Source organism: Candidatus Deferrimicrobiaceae bacterium, assembly GCA_036504035.1.
Lineage (GTDB): Bacteria > Desulfobacterota > Deferrimicrobia > Deferrimicrobiales > Deferrimicrobiaceae > JANXPS01.
Window position 1 is genome coordinate 315,943 of the sequence record DASXVV010000006.1, and the last position, 16,579, is coordinate 332,521.

Sequence of the window (16,579 nt, forward strand, 5' to 3'; positions counted from 1 at the left end):
CCAAGCGCGCCGCAGAGACCTCGCCTTCGGCCGTGCCACACTTCAGCTATCGGAATCGTTTGTCACCTGTCACTTCGGGTAGGCGCCAAGTATCGAGATGATTGCGAGACTTCCTTGCGACCGGCGAGGAAATGATGGCAGAAGGAGATGTTGCCGTCGAAAAGGATTGACACCTTCTATTGTGACCTGATAGCGTCCCTGCGACTCTACAGTTAATTGCTGTCGCCGCCGCTTTGACTCATTCGTTGTCGTCCCAATCTTGTGCCGTTTGTCGTGCGCTTGCCAGGCCAACGAGAGGAGAAGTGCGGGGAAGCTGCTCGCGCATAAATCCGCCATTCTCATGTTGAATGCCGTTTCCTCCCCTTCGATTTCCGAAACTCAATCGAGAATTTCTATCCCGACCGTATCGGATCTCAGAGATGGGAAATACCCTTTTTCTTCATGGGTCATTCCGCCTCGGAGAGACCGATTACGAATTGCCGGGGAAAGGATCAAGAGGATGCCTGTAAGAAAGATCGCCGGGTTGCTGTTCCTGCACATGCTGACCTTGTGGATGATTGCCGGAGCAACCTATGGGGGCAATCGGTCATTGCCCAACTGCCCCGGTATTAGTACTGCCAGGTCGATCAGCGACTGCAGGGCATGCCACGATTCTCTTGCGGCGCAAAACGCCGCTGCCAATCCGTTCACGCCGTTGAAAAGTGCCGCTCAGATGTCAGTATCATCCGAACAGCCCTTATTGCCCCTCAAATACACGCAATACACGACTTCCCCAGATGGAAAGATGATCATAAATTATCCAATAAGTGCATATAAAAACAACGCGTTCAATGTAAACATGACACTAAAAGGGTATGATTGCATGTTACTCGTTGGTGATTTAGTGTTGGACCCTGTTACAAGAAGGCCATTCATAGATCCATCAACTGGTGGAACTGTAATTAATCAATGGTTGTATTCTACTTCTATTCAGCCATGGTATCCGTCAACAGTTAACAACATAACAATTCCTGTAATTTATTCAACCGAAGGCCATCATGGATTTATCGCCAAATATTTCTATTACCCTAATAGGTGGGGCGATGGTTTCAATTATGTTTTGGCTGGAGGCCGAGAACAGTACTGGGAAACCATCATCACTGATCCGCTCTATTGCGATCTGGCCATCGCAACCCTCACGGCCAATAATCGCACAGACAACACGACGATCAATACGTCGGCGGGTGACAACGTTACTTTCAACGCCTTGATCACGTCGGCCACCTATGCATCCACTCCCGGTAACGTCACCTGGAATCTCGTGCTGACCAAACAGGCGGGCGGCGCCGTCGTCAAAAGCTGGTCGGGAACGGGATTGAACCTGGGCACCATCGTCTGGAACGGCGTATGCGACGACCATGCTCTGGCCCCTGCGGCGAGCTATATCGCCACGCTTACGGCCAATACGCCCGACAACTGCAGCGCGGTCAGCACTGTGAAGGTCAATGTCGTGAACGATGAGACTTGCCCCATACGTGCACCATTCGGTTCCACAGCCAACATTGCCTCCGGGAGCCTATCGCACACGCAGGAGCTGTTTTCCGTCCGAGGCGGTGCTTTGCCGGCCTCTTTTGCGCTTACCTACAACAGTTTCGACGGTTCTTCCTTCCCCCTTGGGAAAGGCTGGACGCACAGTTACAACGTCTCTCTCGCCGCGTCCGGCGTCGATGCTTACACCCTGACGGAAGGGGACGGAAGCCAGACGCTTCTTCTCCTAAATCCCGGCGACAATATCTATCATCCCCGAACTGCCTACTACCCGTATCTGGTGGCGGCCGACAATGCCTCCGAGATTTATCTCAAGGACGGCGGGAGCTATCTCTTCGACGGTAACGGGAAATTCATCCGGATCGAGGACAAGAACGGCAACGGCGTAAATTTGACATACGATCCGGCCTACGGAGATCTGACCGCCATCACCGATCCTGCCGGACGGGTGACCACGCTGAACTACAACAGCGACAACCGCCTCGCCCACGTGATCGCGCCTGGCGGCCGGGTCTTTGCGTTCGAATACGACGATGCGTTCCGTGATCATTTGCAGCGGATTGTGGCACCCGACAACAGCGCCTCGACGTTTATCTATGACCCCACGTGGGGACGGATGCAAACCAGGACCGATCCGCTCAATAACACGACCACGTACCAGTACGACGATCAGGGGCGGGTCAATTATTCCCTCGATCCCGAAGGAGGCGAGAAGCGGATCGTCTACGATTCCGCGTCGGCCATTTCTACCGTGACGGAAAAGGACGGCGGTGTCTGGTACTGGCGGTACGACCGGCTCGGGGGAACACTCCTGCAAAAGCAGGATCCTGACGGAAAGAGCCAGTGGAACGTCTACGACGATTTCCGGAATCTGACTTCATCGACCGATCCGGACGGTGGCGTGACGAACTACACCTACGACGACCTCGGCGACACGCTCACTGCGACCGATCCGATGGAGAGCACTACCACCTACACCTACGACAATTTCGGCCGGATGACGAGCAGCACTGATCCGGCCAACAACACCACGCAGTTTTTCTACGATGCTCATGGCAACCTGACTGATACGACCGACCCGACGGGTGCTACGACTCACAGCGACTATAACGCGAATGGGTACGTCCTCCGGACGGTCGATCCGCAAGGGCGCATCACCTCGTATACCTACGATCCGATTGGGAATGTCGCGAGCGCGACCGATAACGCCACGGGCAACACGATTGGGTTCGTCTACGACAACAACGGCAATCTGCTCCAGCGCACCGACGCCAACGGGGCGGTCACGACCTATGTCTACGACGGCAACGCCCGCCTGAAGTCCGTCACCGATCCGCTGGGGCATAAAACGTCGTACGGCTACGACGCCAACGGCAACAGGATTTCGGAGACCGACGCCAACGGAAAAATCATCACCTTCGAATACGATTCGAAGGGGCACCTGACAAAGACGATCAATCCGTTGGGAGGCATCACGGTCAACAGCTACGGTGGGAGCGGCTGCTCCTCCTGCGGGGGCGGCAAAGACCGGCTTATGGAGGTCACGGATCCGGCCGGGCGCACGACGCGCTACGAGTACGACCTGCTCGGTCGCAAGACGAAAGTCACCGATCCTGCCGGGGCTTTTTCGACCTACACGTACGACGCCCGCGGGAATCTGGCGACGGCGACCGACAACAACGGGCACACGATGCAGTATTTCTACGATCCTTCCTCCCGGCTTTATGCGCAGGTTGATGCGCGGGGCGGGCTAACCTGGTTCGACTTCACGCCTGCGGGCCAAACCGACAACGTGTTCGACGCCAACGGGAACCGCACGCACTACGCTTACGACAACACGGGGAAACTGTCCCGCACCGCTTCCCCCGACACGGGGTCGACGACCAACCTTTACAACCTTGACGGCACGCTCCATTCTCGAATCGACGCCAATGGGACGACGATCACTTATACCTACGACACAACCGCCCGCCTGACGGGAGTTGCATTCCCCGATCAGGCCCAGAACATCACCTTCAGCTACGATTCCCCCGCCTCATCCTTCGGAAAGGGGCGCTTGACCGGGATGGTCGATCCTGCCGGCGTGACGACCTACCAGTACGATGCCTTGGGCCGCATCGTTCAGGAGCAGAAAAACATCCTGGGGATCCTTTACACCACCGGGTACGGATACGACAACGTGGGCAATCTTTCGGCGATCACCTATCCCAACGGACGGACAGTCGACTATACGTTCGACGCCCTCCGGCGCGTGACGGGCGTCACCGGCCCGGTGAACGGCTCGGCGGCCAACCTGGCGGGAAGTTTTGCCTATGACAATACGGGCCTTCCCCTGTCCTACACCCTGGGCAACGGGATCGTGCAGTCGTTCTCCTACGACAATGTTGGGCGAGTGTCGACCATTGATGCGCCTGGCGTGATGGGCTACTCCTACCAGTACGACCCAACCGGAAACATCCTCTCGATCAACGATCGGCTTCGCACGACGCCGCTCCTACCTCCCGACATGAACACCACGACTTACGCATATCAGGCCAACCGGCTGGCAACCGTGACGGATGCGGGTATTCCCAGCCAGTACGTCTACGATAACGTCGGCAACACGAACCTCGCCGGTTCGCGCACGCTCGTCTACAACCAGAACCAGCGGCTGATCCAGCTCTTTGACCAAGGTGTGCTGAAAGGCCAGTACGGTTACGACGGCAAGGGGCGGCGGGTGCTCAAAACCGTCGGCGGGACGTCGACCGTTTTTCACTACGATATCTCTGATCGGCTGATCGAAGAGACGGACGTTTTGGGACATCTGCTGGTGGACTACGTGTACCGAGGGGTGCAACCGCTGGTGCAGGTGCGCAAACAGGGGGTGAGCGAAGCCGCCTCCTACTACCACCTCGACCACCTTGGGACACCGAAGGTGATGACGGATGCGGCACGGAATGTCGTCTGGCGGGTGGATTCGGACCCGTTCGGGAACGAGGCGGGCACGCCACTGAAGACGGTGGAGAACAATCTGCGTTTCCCTGGACAGTACTACGATCAGGAAACAGGGCTGAATTACAACTTCCACCGTGATTACGATCCGAAGACAGGGAGGTATGTGGAGGCGGATCCTATAGGAATACGCGGTGGGATAAATATATATGCTTACGCCAAGAATAACTCTATTTCAGAAACAGATGTAACAGGTTTGTGGTCTACAGATGCTCACAATGCAATAATCGAAGAATTTGGAAAAGAAATGGGCCTAAATATAGATATGATAAAAGAAATGGAATTGGGATCAAGGGAGGCAGATAGTTGGAAATATCAAGATGCCGCACATTCTTATATGCATGCCATGAGTTCCTCTTCTCTAAGTAAAAAAAGCGCGTGTGAAATGTTAAGGTATTTTGTTGTTGACAGCATTGCGGCGGCTGAAGCATCAGTCGACATAGGGCAGGCATATTTCGACATTGGATTTGGACTGCATGCCATCATGGATTCCACTTCTCCACCCCACGCCGATTTTCAAAAATGGAATATTACTGATTTTTACAAACATGGAGCGCTTCCAACCTCGAAAGAAGATATTAATAGCTTAACTCCTGCGTTATTAAAATTATCCGTAGAGATGATGAGAGCAGCAATCGGTGGAGATATTAAAATTAATTGCTCCTGTTATAAATAACATGATTAAAATAATTGTTGCCTTCACTTCTGTGTGCCTTGTACTATCTGTGTCTATGCTAGGAAGCGCTGCGAATAAAACCTATTCCAGCTACACAATTGAAAAGGCTTGGTTTGACGCAGGCTATATATATATATTGTATAAAAAAAGCGATAAGACAGTGAAGTACTCTTTGTCAGATATAGAAGGCACTATAACAAAAGAAAACAGCAAACTGTTCATGTGTAGATATTCAAAGCCGTCCGGATGGAAAAAGCATTCGGTGCAATTTGATAATATATATTCCGATGGGTCGTTGATATATAAAGATTCAGATTTCACAATATCAAAAGAGTTGGCTGGAATTGCTATATCTGGCCGATCATTTTCCAAATCAATTACTAGTTGTGATCAATTCATATGGACTTATGACTGGCCTATACGTTTAAAAGGGCAGATCTTCAGTTGTGGAGTATTGTACGACGCATATGGCAATAAGGTATGGGAAGTTCCAAAATATGTAATGAATAAAATTGAAGATAAAAGAAGATATATGCTTGGAAGAAAGAAGTTATTTCCCGGGATTGCGTTGAGATTGGTGGCAGTCATTTCAAATTATAACCTTTTATTGACATGGGTTGATCCTACATCAATGATTTCAGAAATTGAATTTGGGATCGTGCCAATTGGCAAGACTGATAAAATGAATTGGGTAATAAAGACTTTACCAATAGCAAAGAAGGGATACCAAATAATGAATGGATCAAAAATATATAGCCCGACTGCAGGGTTTGTACTAGAAAAAGACAATGGGGAAGATTCAGGGATATTAATATTAAGTGAGAAGAAAGAATATAAAATTGCGTTACCTGGGGGATATTCATATTTGCTGATTGATGGGGAGGGAAATACAATTTATAGAATAGTTCATAAGGATCTCACATCTCCGATAATTGAATTGGATGCTATCAAATACTAATCCGTTAATGCAGAATTGATGATATCTATATTGGACGTAGCGATTGCGATTAATTGTGAAATTGGTTGAAGGAGCTTTGCGGAATCATCAAGGCAGGTAGTCATTTATCTGTGCCTGGAGGCCGAGGATATGAGTTTCGGATTGAAAAGAGGACTTCTTAAGTTGTTTCTTGCGGTGATCGGCGTTGCCGTCTTGTCCTCGGCCGCCTTCCCGGCAGGCTTTTCCACACAATACCGCTACGACGAGTTGAACCGCCTCCACCAAGTGGTGTATGGCGACGGCTCCATAATCGAGTATGCCTACGATAACGTCGGCAACCGGACCGTAAAAAGACCCCCTCTGCCTCCGCAGGTCACCTCCCTGACGGCCACGCCCGCTACGGGGAGCTATCCGCTGCCTGTGACGCTTACCGCCGTCGCATCGGCTCCCGGCGGCTCGATCGCGAGCTACGCTTTCGATTTCGGAGACGGATCCTCCATTGTCAGCGGGAGTTCCCCGAACGCGTCTCACACATACATCGCAGCGGGCAGCTATACCGCCAAAGTGACGGTAACGGACAATTGGGGCGCCACGGCGTTCCGAACGACCCCCGTTTCGGTCACGATGTCGAACCTCCCCCCGACGATCAGTTCATTTGTTGCAACGCCTTCCTCGGGAGTCTATCCGCTGGTGGTCGTTTTCACCGTAGCGGCTTCCGATCCGGACGGGTCCATCGCCTCCGTGCAATGGGACTTCAACGGGGACAATACGGTTGACCAGACCACCACGGGGTTGACCGTCTCCCACACCTACACGTCGTCTGGCAGTTACACGGCCAAGGTCCGGGTGATCGACAACCTGGGCGCGTCGTCCGCATCCTCCTCGGTACCCATCACGGCGACAACCGCGAACCATCCCCCGGTGGTGAGCAACTTCACGGCAACCCCGACCGACGGCGACGCCCCGCTGACGGTCAATTTCCAGCTCACAGCGACCGATCCGGAAGCCGCGGGCAACGTCCGGGTCGACTGGAACTACACTGGCGCCCTGGACGGGAACGGCAACTACATCGTCAACAAGACGGAGACCAGGGCGAGCGGGTCTACCTTCACGGCATCCAACCTGTATTCGACAGCGGGCAGCTTTACGACCCGAGCGATCGTGACCGATGCTTCCGGCATCGTCACCGTGGTTCCCCAGACCATCACGGTGTACGCCACGCCTCATGCGCCGCGAGCCACCCTGACCGGCTACCCGACGACGGGAACCCATCCGCACCTGATCAATTTCACGGCCGCCGCGGCGTTGGCCCCGGGTCGGACCGTCACCAAGGTGGACTGGGATTTCGACGGCAACGGAACTACGGATTCCACGACCACCGGCCTTACCACCACGTACACATTCAATTCTCCTGGATCCCGCACCACGCGGGCGACGGTTACCGACAGCACGGGCCAGACCAGCACTGCCACTCTCTACTCGGTCACCTATCCCGCCAATTCCCAGCCGAGCATCACGTCGCTTACGGCCACGCCGACTTCCGGCTACCCGCCGTTGCCGGTCACCTTCACCGTGGCGGCTTCGGATTCGGATGGGACGATCGATCACGTGGACTGGGACTTCGACGGCAACGGCATCTTCGATGCGCAGACCCAAGGCCTTTCGACCACGTATATCTACAAAACGCCCGGGACCTATACGGTCAAGGCACAGGTCGTCGACAACTGGAGCGGCAAGACCCATCAGACCATCAAGATCACCGTCAGCTCCGGAAACCCGACGGTGACCGCCTTTACAGCGACGCCATCCAGCGGGTTCGCGCCGCTGACGACGATCCTCCAACTCGCCGTGACGTACGGAAGCGGCGCTTCCCTGTCGAAAGTCGATTGGGATTTCGACGGCAACGGGACCGTGGACCGCACCACGACGACGCTGTCCACCAGCTACACTTACAGCGGCGTCGGGAAGTTCGTCCCGACCGCCAAGATCTACGACACGAAAGGCCGGATCACCACAGCGGTCTTTGCGTCTTACGTGGACGGCAAACCGGTCGTGCCGATCATCAACGCGGTCACCATCACGCCGTCGACTTCGGGAATCACGCCGTATCCGGTGACCTTTACGCTCAACGCCTCCCCGTCGGCCGGTTCTCCATCCGGCACGACGATCGCCCGGGCGGAATGGGACTTTAACGGCGACAACACGGTGGACCAGACCACGACAGCCCTGTCCGTTTCCCACACCTACACTTCGGCCGGCTACTACCCGGGCCGGGTCCGGGTCTTTGACAACAACGGTATCGCCTCGGCCTACAGCGATATCCCGATCCGTACGGCTGCTCCGAACACGCCGCCCACGATCCAATCCGTCGCCGTGACGTTCCCGGCCGAGAAGTTCGCGCCGGTTTCCCCGACGGCCATCGTGACGGCCTATGCACCGGGCAAGACGATCGTTCGGTACGACTGGGACCAAAACGGAGACGGGATCGTCGACTTCTTCACCACCACCGCAGGGCCGGTCACGCTCAGCTACAACACGCCGGGAACCTACAACCTGACGGTCACGGCCGTCGACAGCGACGGACTCTCCTCGCAATTCGTCCAGCCCGTGCAGGTTTTGGCAGGTCCGGTGATCAAGGCATCCGTTGCCTATGTGGGCAGTTACAGCAGTTCGGTCCGGGAATACCGTGTGGTCCTGACCAACGTAGGGACCGGAACCGGGACTGCGGTGATTGCCACCGACATGACGGCCACCGTTGCCGCCGGGACAGGAACGACCAGCACGGCTTTCCCGATCCTCAATCCGCCACTTGGCCTGCGGGACATTCCGGTCGGGACGAATGCGTTGATCAAGTTTTTCCTCAATTCGTCCTCGACGGTCACCCAGGTCAACTTGGGAGTGGGCGGGACCCTGAAGAATGCGGATGGAGTGAACGGCACTTTCAGCAAGTCTGTCATCACGAACAAGTAGGCAGGCAATAACGGTTTCCTGCCTGCGAGGTTCCTGATTTGTACGAACCGATTATCGAAAAAGGAGTTTCTATGAAGAGGGGTAATAATTTCGGAGTTCTGACCGCGGCGCTCCTGTTGGCGCTTGCCGCTTTAATCCCCGGAAGGGCATCCGCCATCAGTGGTCCCGCCGTGACTTCATTCACTGCGACCCCGACAGAAGGAGTCGTTCCCTTGTCGGTATCGTTTCAGGTTACCGCGTCCGATCCTGCCGGCGGAGCTATCGTGAAAACGCTGTGGGATTTTGACGGCGACGACGTCACCGCTGAAACGACGACGGACAACCGGACGGTCACCCACCTGTACGACAAAACGGGAACATACTTGGTCAAGGCAACGGTTGTGAATGGTCGCGGGGAAACCGGGCAGAGCGTCGTTCGGGTCGAAGTTGTGGACGGGCCGCAGGTGTCCTTGCAGGTGCTTGCCTCTGGAACCCGCGCGCCCGGCGTGGCGTATGCGGACCTGGAGATCGGGAATATCGGTACGGCCGAGGCGTCGAACGTCCGGATCGAAAGCGTCTCGGGGAAAACCGCTGACGGCGCGACGCTGGGCCAGAACCTGTCGTACTCGCCCGTGTATCCCCTTCCAGGAGAAGTAGTGGACCCGGCATCGCTGGAACCCACCTCACTGCCGATCCAACTGGGCCGAATCCGTCCCGGCGAACGGACGCGTGTGCGGTACTGCTTCGACGTCCCGCAAGGGGTAACATCTTTCCTGGTTACCCAAACTGGATTTGTCTACGATGCTGACGGAAAGGCCAGAGGCTACACGTCCTCACCGGTTTCCGTCATCCTGTCGCCATAACCCGGAACAGAAAGACATGATGACGGTGTCGCTCAATCTGCCCGGGGGCGAGGTTCTTTCCTGCGAGGACTGCGGACTCAGTTATTCGGTTCGCGCCTCGTATGGGGAGACCCCTTCCTGTTGCCCGGAAGGGCAAGCACCCGGCAAGCCGTGTTAAACGGAAAGAGTTGGGGGCTTCCCGCGGCTGGTGCCCGCGGATTCTTCTTGTGAAGGCTCGAAGTTGCGGCTTCGGTGGACATTATCTTCTCCGGCTCCCCCATATCCGGCAGCGGGTGATGCACCCATAAGTCGCCCCACAGGTTGTCGCTTTCGCGGCTCCGAATCTCCTCTAGCATCATCTCGGTCTCGACCTCGCGATCGGTGAGGCCGGGATGCGCCGCCTTCGTCTTCTTGAACCGTCTCTTGGCGGCCCGCTTGATCGCCAACTTGGTGGGCTGGGTCAGTCCATACGCGAGAGAGACGTACATGTGGCGTCCGCGCGCTCCGCCTTGATCTCCTCCACGAAGGTCGCCAGGCAGGCCGCGCGGATGCCCGAGTCGTGGTCGAAGCAAAATCGGATTTTGTCGACGTTGTCCGCAAGCAGGCGCTTAAGAAGCTCGAAGTGCGCGAACAACACGTAATCCTCTTTCAACTGCACCCCATTCATCGGAAGACGCAGGACGGACGAGAGCGCCGACGGGTCCTCGATGTTTTCCCGCTCGACCGCTTCCTTGGCGTGCGCACGAATCCGCTCGATCATGGTCTTGGGGATCTTGAACCGCTTTCGCTTGCTCTTCTTCGCCCGGATCTCGGCGCGGGCTACGGCTCGGCGCGTAGTCCTCCTGGAGCCAGTACTGCGCGTACTTTCGAAACGGTACCGGAATCCCCTTTTCCGGAGTGGCTTCGGACTCGAGCGTGACGGGGTCGACGCCGTCGATGTAGTTGAGGTTCATGGCGAACACGTAGCCGCTGTTGTTGTCGGCCGTACCCACCGCCTCGAGCTTGATGTTCCGCCGGTCTTCGCGAACCTTCCAGTTGATGACGTACTGGCCGTCCGTGGACAGATAGAGACGGTCTAGCCCCCTTGTGGTAGAGGCCGGCGTTGTCGTTCTTGCTGTAGGTTGCGGTGGCGGGAACGCCGTAGTTCTGGCACTCCGTGTTCTTGCAGAAGTTGAGCTGGACGCCCTCGGCCTCGAGGGGGATGCGCGGCAATATCGCCTTGAACCGGTAGGCCATCGCTTCCTCCTTTCTGGCCAGAATTTGCTTCCCACCTCAATTTTATCGAAGACGATAATTCCCTGCTGGCCGCCGACTACACGTTTCAGGGCTGGTCCGGTTAGCGGGCAAACTCTACGCCTCCGGTGGCCGGGAAGCCTACCGAATCGCCGTCGACTCCCGGAAGCGCGCCTTTCCGGGCTTGCCAGATCACCCGGTCCGACCTCCGCCGCCGTTCGGCACGGATGTTGACACACCTTAGGACAACCCAACCCGAAGGAGGTCGCACCATGCGGCTGCATTATGTCCTGAACCACGGCGGTACCCCCGAATCCAAGCTCGCCGACGTCGAAATTCATTTTGAAGAAGGGCTCCTCGCGGGCCTCAAGCTGGTCGGCTGCTCGGTCTGGCGGTCGAAAAAGGGAGAGGCGCCCACGGTGCTCGTCCCGTCGCGCTCTTATGCCACGGCGGGCGGCATCCGCTACTTCGAGCTGTTGCGCCCGTCCGAGGAGGGCGCCGGCCCCAACGACCCCGCCGCCCGGATCCAGATCCGCAAGTTCAAGGACTATATCAAGGACGAATTCCAGCGGATCGAGGCGCTCCCCGCCGAACCCCCGAAAGAGGAAAAACGCTCGAAAGCTTCGGCGGGCTGACCGCCGCGTCCGTCTGCGCTCGAGGGGGGTTCAGACGAGCATGTGGTAGGGATCGACGTCGGCTTCCATCCGGGCGCCATGGCGGCGGACGGCGTCACGCAACGGGCGCAGCAGCTCCGGAAACACGTCGGCCACGGGAAAATCGGCCGGCATCTTGAGCAGTATTTGATAGCGGTACAGCTTCTTCACCTTCGCGATCGGCGAGGGGGCGGGGCCCAACAACCGGATCTCGTGCGCCGCGAGCGCTTCCGAAAGCGCCGCGGCCACGAGGGCCGCCGCATCGCGCACCCGCTCCTCCTTCGGCCCCCAAAGGCGCAGCAACATCATTCGCCCGTATGGCGGGTATTCGAGCGACTCCCGCACCGCCAGCTCCTCGTTCATGAACCCGAAAAAATCGTGTGCCGCGATCTTCCGAAGACAGCTGTTGTCGGGAGACAGCGTCTGGATGAGCACCGACCCCGGCCGGTCGCCGCGCCCCGCGCGCCCGGCCACCTGCGTCAGCACCTGGAAGGTGCGCTCGGACGCCCTGAAGTCGATGAAGTTGAGCGAGGCGTCGGCGTAGAGGACGCCCACGAACGTCACCTCGGGGAAGTCGTGCCCCTTGGCGATCATCTGCGTGCCGACGAGGATGTCGACCTCTCCCCGGTGCATCCGCGAGAGCACGCCGCTCGCGGCGCCCTTCGTCCGGCCGACGTCGGAATCGAGCCGCGCCACCCGCGCATCGGGCCAGCGCTTCTCGGCCCAAGCCGCCAGCCGCTCGGTCCCCAGCCCCAGCTGCGCCAGCTTGTGTCCGCCGCACGACGGGCAGGCGTCGGGCGGCTTTTGCCGGACATGGCAATAGTGGCAGAGCAGCGCGTCGTATTCTTTGTGGAAGGCGAGCGAAACCTGGCAGTTGGGACACTGGACCGTCGCCGCGCAATCGAGGCACGAGAGCACGGGGGCGTAGCCGCGACGGTTGAGGAAGAGCATCGCCTTCTCGCCGCGCGCCAGCGTCTCCTCGACCGCCGTTTCGAGTTCGGGGGTAAAGTACCGGTCGGCCCCTCGACGATCGACCTGGCCCCGCAGGTCCACGATCCGGATGTCGGGCAGCTTGCTGTCGCCGATCCGCTCGGGCAGGTCGAGCAGCGTCGCCGCCCCCGTCCGCGTCATTCGGATCGCCTCGGCCGACGGCGTCGCCGAACCCAGCAGCACCGTGGCCCCCTCGATGCCGGCCCGCAGCAGCGCGAGGTCGCGCGCCTGGTACCGGATCCCCTCCTCCTGCTTGTATGCGGCATCGTGCTCTTCGTCGACCACGATCAAGCCGAGCGCCGGGAAGGGGGAGAACACCGCCGACCGGGCGCCGACGCACAGGAAAACCTCGCCCGCCCGGACCTTGCGCCACTGCGCGGTCCGCTCGGCCGGCGTCAGCTGGCTGTGCAGCACGGCGACGCCGTCGCCGAAGCGCGACCGGACGCGCCCGAGCAACTGCGGCGTGAGAACGATCTCGGGCACGAGGTAGATCGACTGCCGCCCCTGCGCGCGCGCCATGTCGATCGCCCGGAGGTACACCTCGGTCTTGCCCGAGCCGGTGATCCCGTGCAGGACGAAGGCCGCGGACTCCGGCCCCCGAAGCGCGGCGCCGATCGCCTCGAGCGCCGTCGCCTGCGCCGGCGTCGGATCGAGCGCCCCCGCCAGGTCGGGCAGGTGCGTATCGGACAGCCCGACCACCCGCTCCCGCGCTTCGGCGAGGAGCCACCCCCGCGCCGCCATGCGCTTCGCCGCATCGCCCCCGCCCGGCACCTTTTCGGAGAGCGCCCCCGCAGCCAGCTCGCCGGCCTCGCGCAGCGCGTCGGCCACGAGCCGCTGCTTCGGGGTCATCGGCGCCCCCTCGGGCGCGCCGGGCGCGAGGTGGTAGACCGTCTCGGTGCGCGGCGCCGTCGGCGCCTCGTGGCGCGCCAGGCCGCGCGGCAGCGCCGTGCGCAGCATCTCGCCCAGCGGCGCGAGACACTCGCGTGCCGCGCGCGAAAGGAACGCGAGGTGCCGCTCGGTGATGTACGGCTCGTCGTCGAGGAACGCCAGGACCGCCTTGGCCGCGTGACCCTCGAGCGCCGATTCGTCGACGACCGCGGTCACCAACCCCGTCAACTTCTGCGCACCGAATGGCACCAGCACCCGGACGCCGACCCTCGCACGCGCCTCCTGCCCCGCCGGAACGCGATAGGTGAACGGCTTGTCGAGCGGCAGCGGCACCGCGACCTCGACATACTTTTCATCGGAAGGGAATAGCGATCGCATCGTGGAAGGCATTGTACCGCGGGTGGAACGCTTGGAGGGGTCGCAAAGGATCACGAAAAACGCCCCGCGCAATGAAGCGCGGGGCGTATGGAATAATCAAGATGGTGGAGGAGAAGAGGATTGAACTCTCGACCCCCACGTTGCGAACGTGGTGCTCTCCCAGCTGAGCTACTCCCCCACCTTTGAACGAATCATTTTCCACGACCTCGGCATTTGTGTCAAAGGGAAATATGCCCGGTCAGCCGAGCGGCGCGACCGTCTTCCCGTAGACCTCGTTGAGCACCTGCGCCAGCCCGGCATAGATCGCGGACAGGCCGCAGAAGATCCCCTCGTAGCCGGCCAGGATCTTGACTGCGTGGCTTCCGGTCGCATCTCCTGCCGCCAGGAGGAAAAACAGCACCGTCAGCGAGCCGAACACGACCTGCAGAGCCCGGCTGAGCCGCAACGTGGCGATGAAGAGGACGCCGGTGAAGAGCCCCCACATCGACAGGTAGGCGGTCATCGAAGAATCCGCGGGCGCCGCGACGAGGCCCGTCCGGGGAAGAATGACCAGCGCGACCAGCGTCAGCCAGAAAATGCCGTAGGACGTAAACGCCGTCGCGCCGAACGTGTTCTTTTTCTTCCATTCCATGATCCCGACGATGATCTGTCCGAGGCCTCCGTAAAAAATCCCCATGCCGAGGATCATCGCGTCCATAGGGAACATCCCCGCGTTGTGCAGGTTCAACAGGACGGTCGTCATGCCGAAGCCCAGGAGCCCGAGCGGCGCCGGATTCCCCGTGGTGTCGCGAATCGAGTAGGCGGCAGCGTCGTCGATCGCGAATACGGGGATCCGTTCCTGCAGTGTCGATATGGCCATTATGCATTCCCTCCCTTTTCGCACAGATCGATCTTCATGTCCCAGTTCGTGATCTTCATGGTGCCGTTCTGCGCCAGGTTCAGCTGCATCTTGAAGGCCCGGTCCCACAGCTGGGGCTCGTGGCCGACTTTCCGGGCGATGCAGTCCTTGGTCGCGATATCGAGATACTCGCCCAGGATCGGCTGGTAATCGGGATGGGCGCAGTTCTTGATGATCCGCCGGGCGCGTTCCTTCGGCGCAAGCCCCCGCACGTCCGCCAGTCCCCGCTCGGTGACCACGCAGTCGAGGTCATGCTCGGTGTGATCGATGTGGGAACAGTGGGGCACGACGCAGGAGATGCCGTTCGGGTCGGTCTTCGACGGGCGGGAAGACGGGGTGTGCATGATCTTCAGGAAGCCGTTGCGCAGGAAATCGCCCGAGCCGCCGATCCCGTTGATCATCCGGGTGCCGCCGACCAGCGTCGAGTTGGCGTGCGCGTAGATGTCGATTTCGACCGGGGTGTTCATCGCGATGACGCCCAGGCGCCGGATCGGCTCGGGCGCGTTCGAGATCGAGAGCGGCCGCAGGAGGATCTTGCCGGAATACTTGTCCATGTCGGCGAAGAAACGCGGGAAGCCCTCGTCCTTCGAGAGCGACAGCGAGCAGGACGAGGCGCAGTCCAGCTTGCCCGAGTCGATCAGGTCGAGCATCGTGTCCTGGAGCACTTCGGTATAGACGGTCAGGTTGGAAAACGGCCCCTTGGCCAGCCCGCCGATGACCGCGTTCGCGATGGATCCGACGCCGGACTGCAGCGGCAGCAGGTTCTTCGGCAGGCGGCCGGCCTTCACCTCGTGGGTGAAGAAGTCGATGATGTGGTTGGCGATCGCCCCGGACGTCTCGTCCTGATCGGAAAATGCGCGCCCGTTGTCCCGGTACCGCGACTCCACGACGGCGATGATCTTGCCCGGATCGCACGGGACATGGGGAGTGCCGATCCGCGAATCGGCCCGGGTGATGTTCAGCACCTGTCGCTCCGGCGGATTATCGCAGCTGACGTTGTCGTGCATGCCTTCGAACGACGGCTGCCCCACGTTGACTTCCACGATGATGCGGTCGCAGATCTTGAGGATCTCGGGGATGACGCCGCAGGATGAGGTGGGCACCAGCCCGCCGTCTTCCGTGATGGCGGAGACCTCGATGATCGCCAGGTCCAGCTTCCCGCTGTCGGTGTCCTTGGTGTAGAACCCGTACCCGAGATCCTGGGCGAACAGGGAGAGATGCTTGTCCCCCATCCGGATGCGCCCCTCGTTGATGCCCGCCGCGATGTTCTTGCCGGTCTGGTAGGGCCAGCGGCGATCGAGCATGTCGAGGCTCGCCCACCGGTCTTCCGTCTCCGCGCCGACCGATGCCCCGGTGAAGAGACTGAACCGCATCTGGCCCTGAAGGTTGTTCTTCTCGACATGGTCGGCCAGGGCGATCGGGACCGCCTTGGGATACCCGGCGGGCGTGAAACCGGACCATCCCAGGCTCATGCCGTTCTTGAAGAACGGAATGGTCTCCTCGGCACTCATCACCTTGCCCAGCAGCGACTTGCAGCGAACCCGATCCTTTAACGTTCCGTATTCCGACATGCGCAATCCCCCCCCATTGTTTTATTGTCTTGCGGTTCCTGACGAC

At 59.1% G+C, this 16,579-nt stretch carries 10 protein-coding genes and 1 tRNA gene; 5 read left to right on the forward strand and 6 right to left on the reverse strand.

Annotated features, from left to right (window positions below; all coding sequences use genetic code 11):
* Positions 1-499 precede the first annotated feature (499 nt).
* The 4 genes from VGK27_02735 to VGK27_02750 all read left to right on the forward strand — a co-directional run bounded on the left by VGK27_02735 (position 500) and on the right by VGK27_02750 (position 9,943).
* On the forward strand, positions 500-5,194 hold the full coding sequence (locus VGK27_02735; GenBank protein HEY3489022.1) for an RHS repeat-associated core domain-containing protein: 4,695 nt from the start codon (positions 500-502) through the stop codon (positions 5,192-5,194).
* Complete coding sequence (locus tag VGK27_02740; protein HEY3489023.1) at positions 5,157-6,152, forward strand: hypothetical protein; 996 nt, start codon at positions 5,157-5,159, stop codon at positions 6,150-6,152. The genes VGK27_02735 and VGK27_02740 overlap by 38 nt, the downstream gene beginning before the upstream one ends.
* Before the next feature lie 162 nt (positions 6,153-6,314).
* Positions 6,315-9,101, forward strand: coding sequence for a PKD domain-containing protein (locus VGK27_02745; protein HEY3489024.1), 2,787 nt, complete (start codon positions 6,315-6,317; stop codon positions 9,099-9,101).
* Between the two features lie 71 nt (positions 9,102-9,172).
* Complete coding sequence (locus VGK27_02750) at positions 9,173-9,943, forward strand: PKD domain-containing protein (GenBank protein ID HEY3489025.1); 771 nt, start codon at positions 9,173-9,175, stop codon at positions 9,941-9,943.
* Positions 9,944-10,020: 77 nt separating this feature from the next.
* On the opposite strand, the gene VGK27_02755 is transcribed toward VGK27_02750, so the two are convergent.
* Positions 10,021-10,410, reverse strand: a complete 390-nt coding sequence (locus VGK27_02755; protein HEY3489026.1) for a hypothetical protein — start codon at positions 10,408-10,410, stop codon at positions 10,021-10,023.
* A complete protein-coding gene (locus tag VGK27_02760) occupies positions 10,383-10,682 on the reverse strand; it encodes a hypothetical protein (GenBank protein ID HEY3489027.1) in 300 nt (99 codons plus the stop codon). Before VGK27_02760 ends, VGK27_02755 begins: the two co-directional genes overlap by 28 nt.
* 745 nt (positions 10,683-11,427) lie before the next feature.
* Between VGK27_02760 and VGK27_02765 the strand changes: the two genes are divergently transcribed.
* Positions 11,428-11,790 carry a hypothetical protein gene (locus tag VGK27_02765; GenBank protein HEY3489028.1) on the forward strand — a complete coding sequence of 121 codons (363 nt, stop codon included), beginning with the start codon at positions 11,428-11,430 and terminating at the stop codon, positions 11,788-11,790.
* Between the two features lie 30 nt (positions 11,791-11,820).
* Here VGK27_02765 and priA read toward each other — a convergent pair whose 3' ends face one another.
* The 4 genes from priA to VGK27_02785 form a co-directional block, all read right to left on the reverse strand.
* Positions 11,821-14,064 carry a primosomal protein N' gene (gene priA / locus VGK27_02770; GenBank protein HEY3489029.1) on the reverse strand — a complete coding sequence of 748 codons (2,244 nt, stop codon included), beginning with the start codon at positions 14,062-14,064 and terminating at the stop codon, positions 11,821-11,823.
* A gap of 102 nt (positions 14,065-14,166) precedes the next feature.
* Positions 14,167-14,242, reverse strand: a tRNA-Ala gene (locus VGK27_02775).
* Positions 14,243-14,302: 60 nt separating this feature from the next.
* A complete protein-coding gene (locus VGK27_02780; protein ID HEY3489030.1) occupies positions 14,303-14,923 on the reverse strand; it encodes an acetate uptake transporter in 621 nt (206 codons plus the stop codon).
* A complete protein-coding gene (locus VGK27_02785) occupies positions 14,923-16,533 on the reverse strand; it encodes an acetyl-CoA hydrolase/transferase C-terminal domain-containing protein (GenBank protein HEY3489031.1) in 1,611 nt (536 codons plus the stop codon). The genes VGK27_02780 and VGK27_02785 overlap by 1 nt, the downstream gene beginning before the upstream one ends.
* Positions 16,534-16,579: the final 46 nt, after the last annotated feature.

Excerpts from the sequence above, each read along its gene's own strand:
- VGK27_02735 (HEY3489022.1), top strand. The coding sequence starts at position 500 with ATGCCTGTAAGAAAGATCGCCGGGTTGCTGTTCCTGCACATGCTGACC.
- VGK27_02750 (HEY3489025.1), top strand. The coding sequence starts at position 9,173 with ATGAAGAGGGGTAATAATTTCGGAGTTCTGACCGCGGCGCTCCTGTTG.
- VGK27_02755 (HEY3489026.1), bottom strand. The coding sequence starts at position 10,410 with ATGTACGTCTCTCTCGCGTATGGACTGACCCAGCCCACCAAGTTGGCG.
- VGK27_02760 (HEY3489027.1), bottom strand. The coding sequence starts at position 10,682 with ATGATCGAGCGGATTCGTGCGCACGCCAAGGAAGCGGTCGAGCGGGAA.
- VGK27_02765 (HEY3489028.1), top strand. The coding sequence starts at position 11,428 with ATGCGGCTGCATTATGTCCTGAACCACGGCGGTACCCCCGAATCCAAG.
- priA (HEY3489029.1), bottom strand. The coding sequence starts at position 14,064 with ATGCGATCGCTATTCCCTTCCGATGAAAAGTATGTCGAGGTCGCGGTG.
- VGK27_02780 (HEY3489030.1), bottom strand. The coding sequence starts at position 14,923 with ATGGCCATATCGACACTGCAGGAACGGATCCCCGTATTCGCGATCGAC.
- VGK27_02785 (HEY3489031.1), bottom strand. The coding sequence starts at position 16,533 with ATGTCGGAATACGGAACGTTAAAGGATCGGGTTCGCTGCAAGTCGCTG.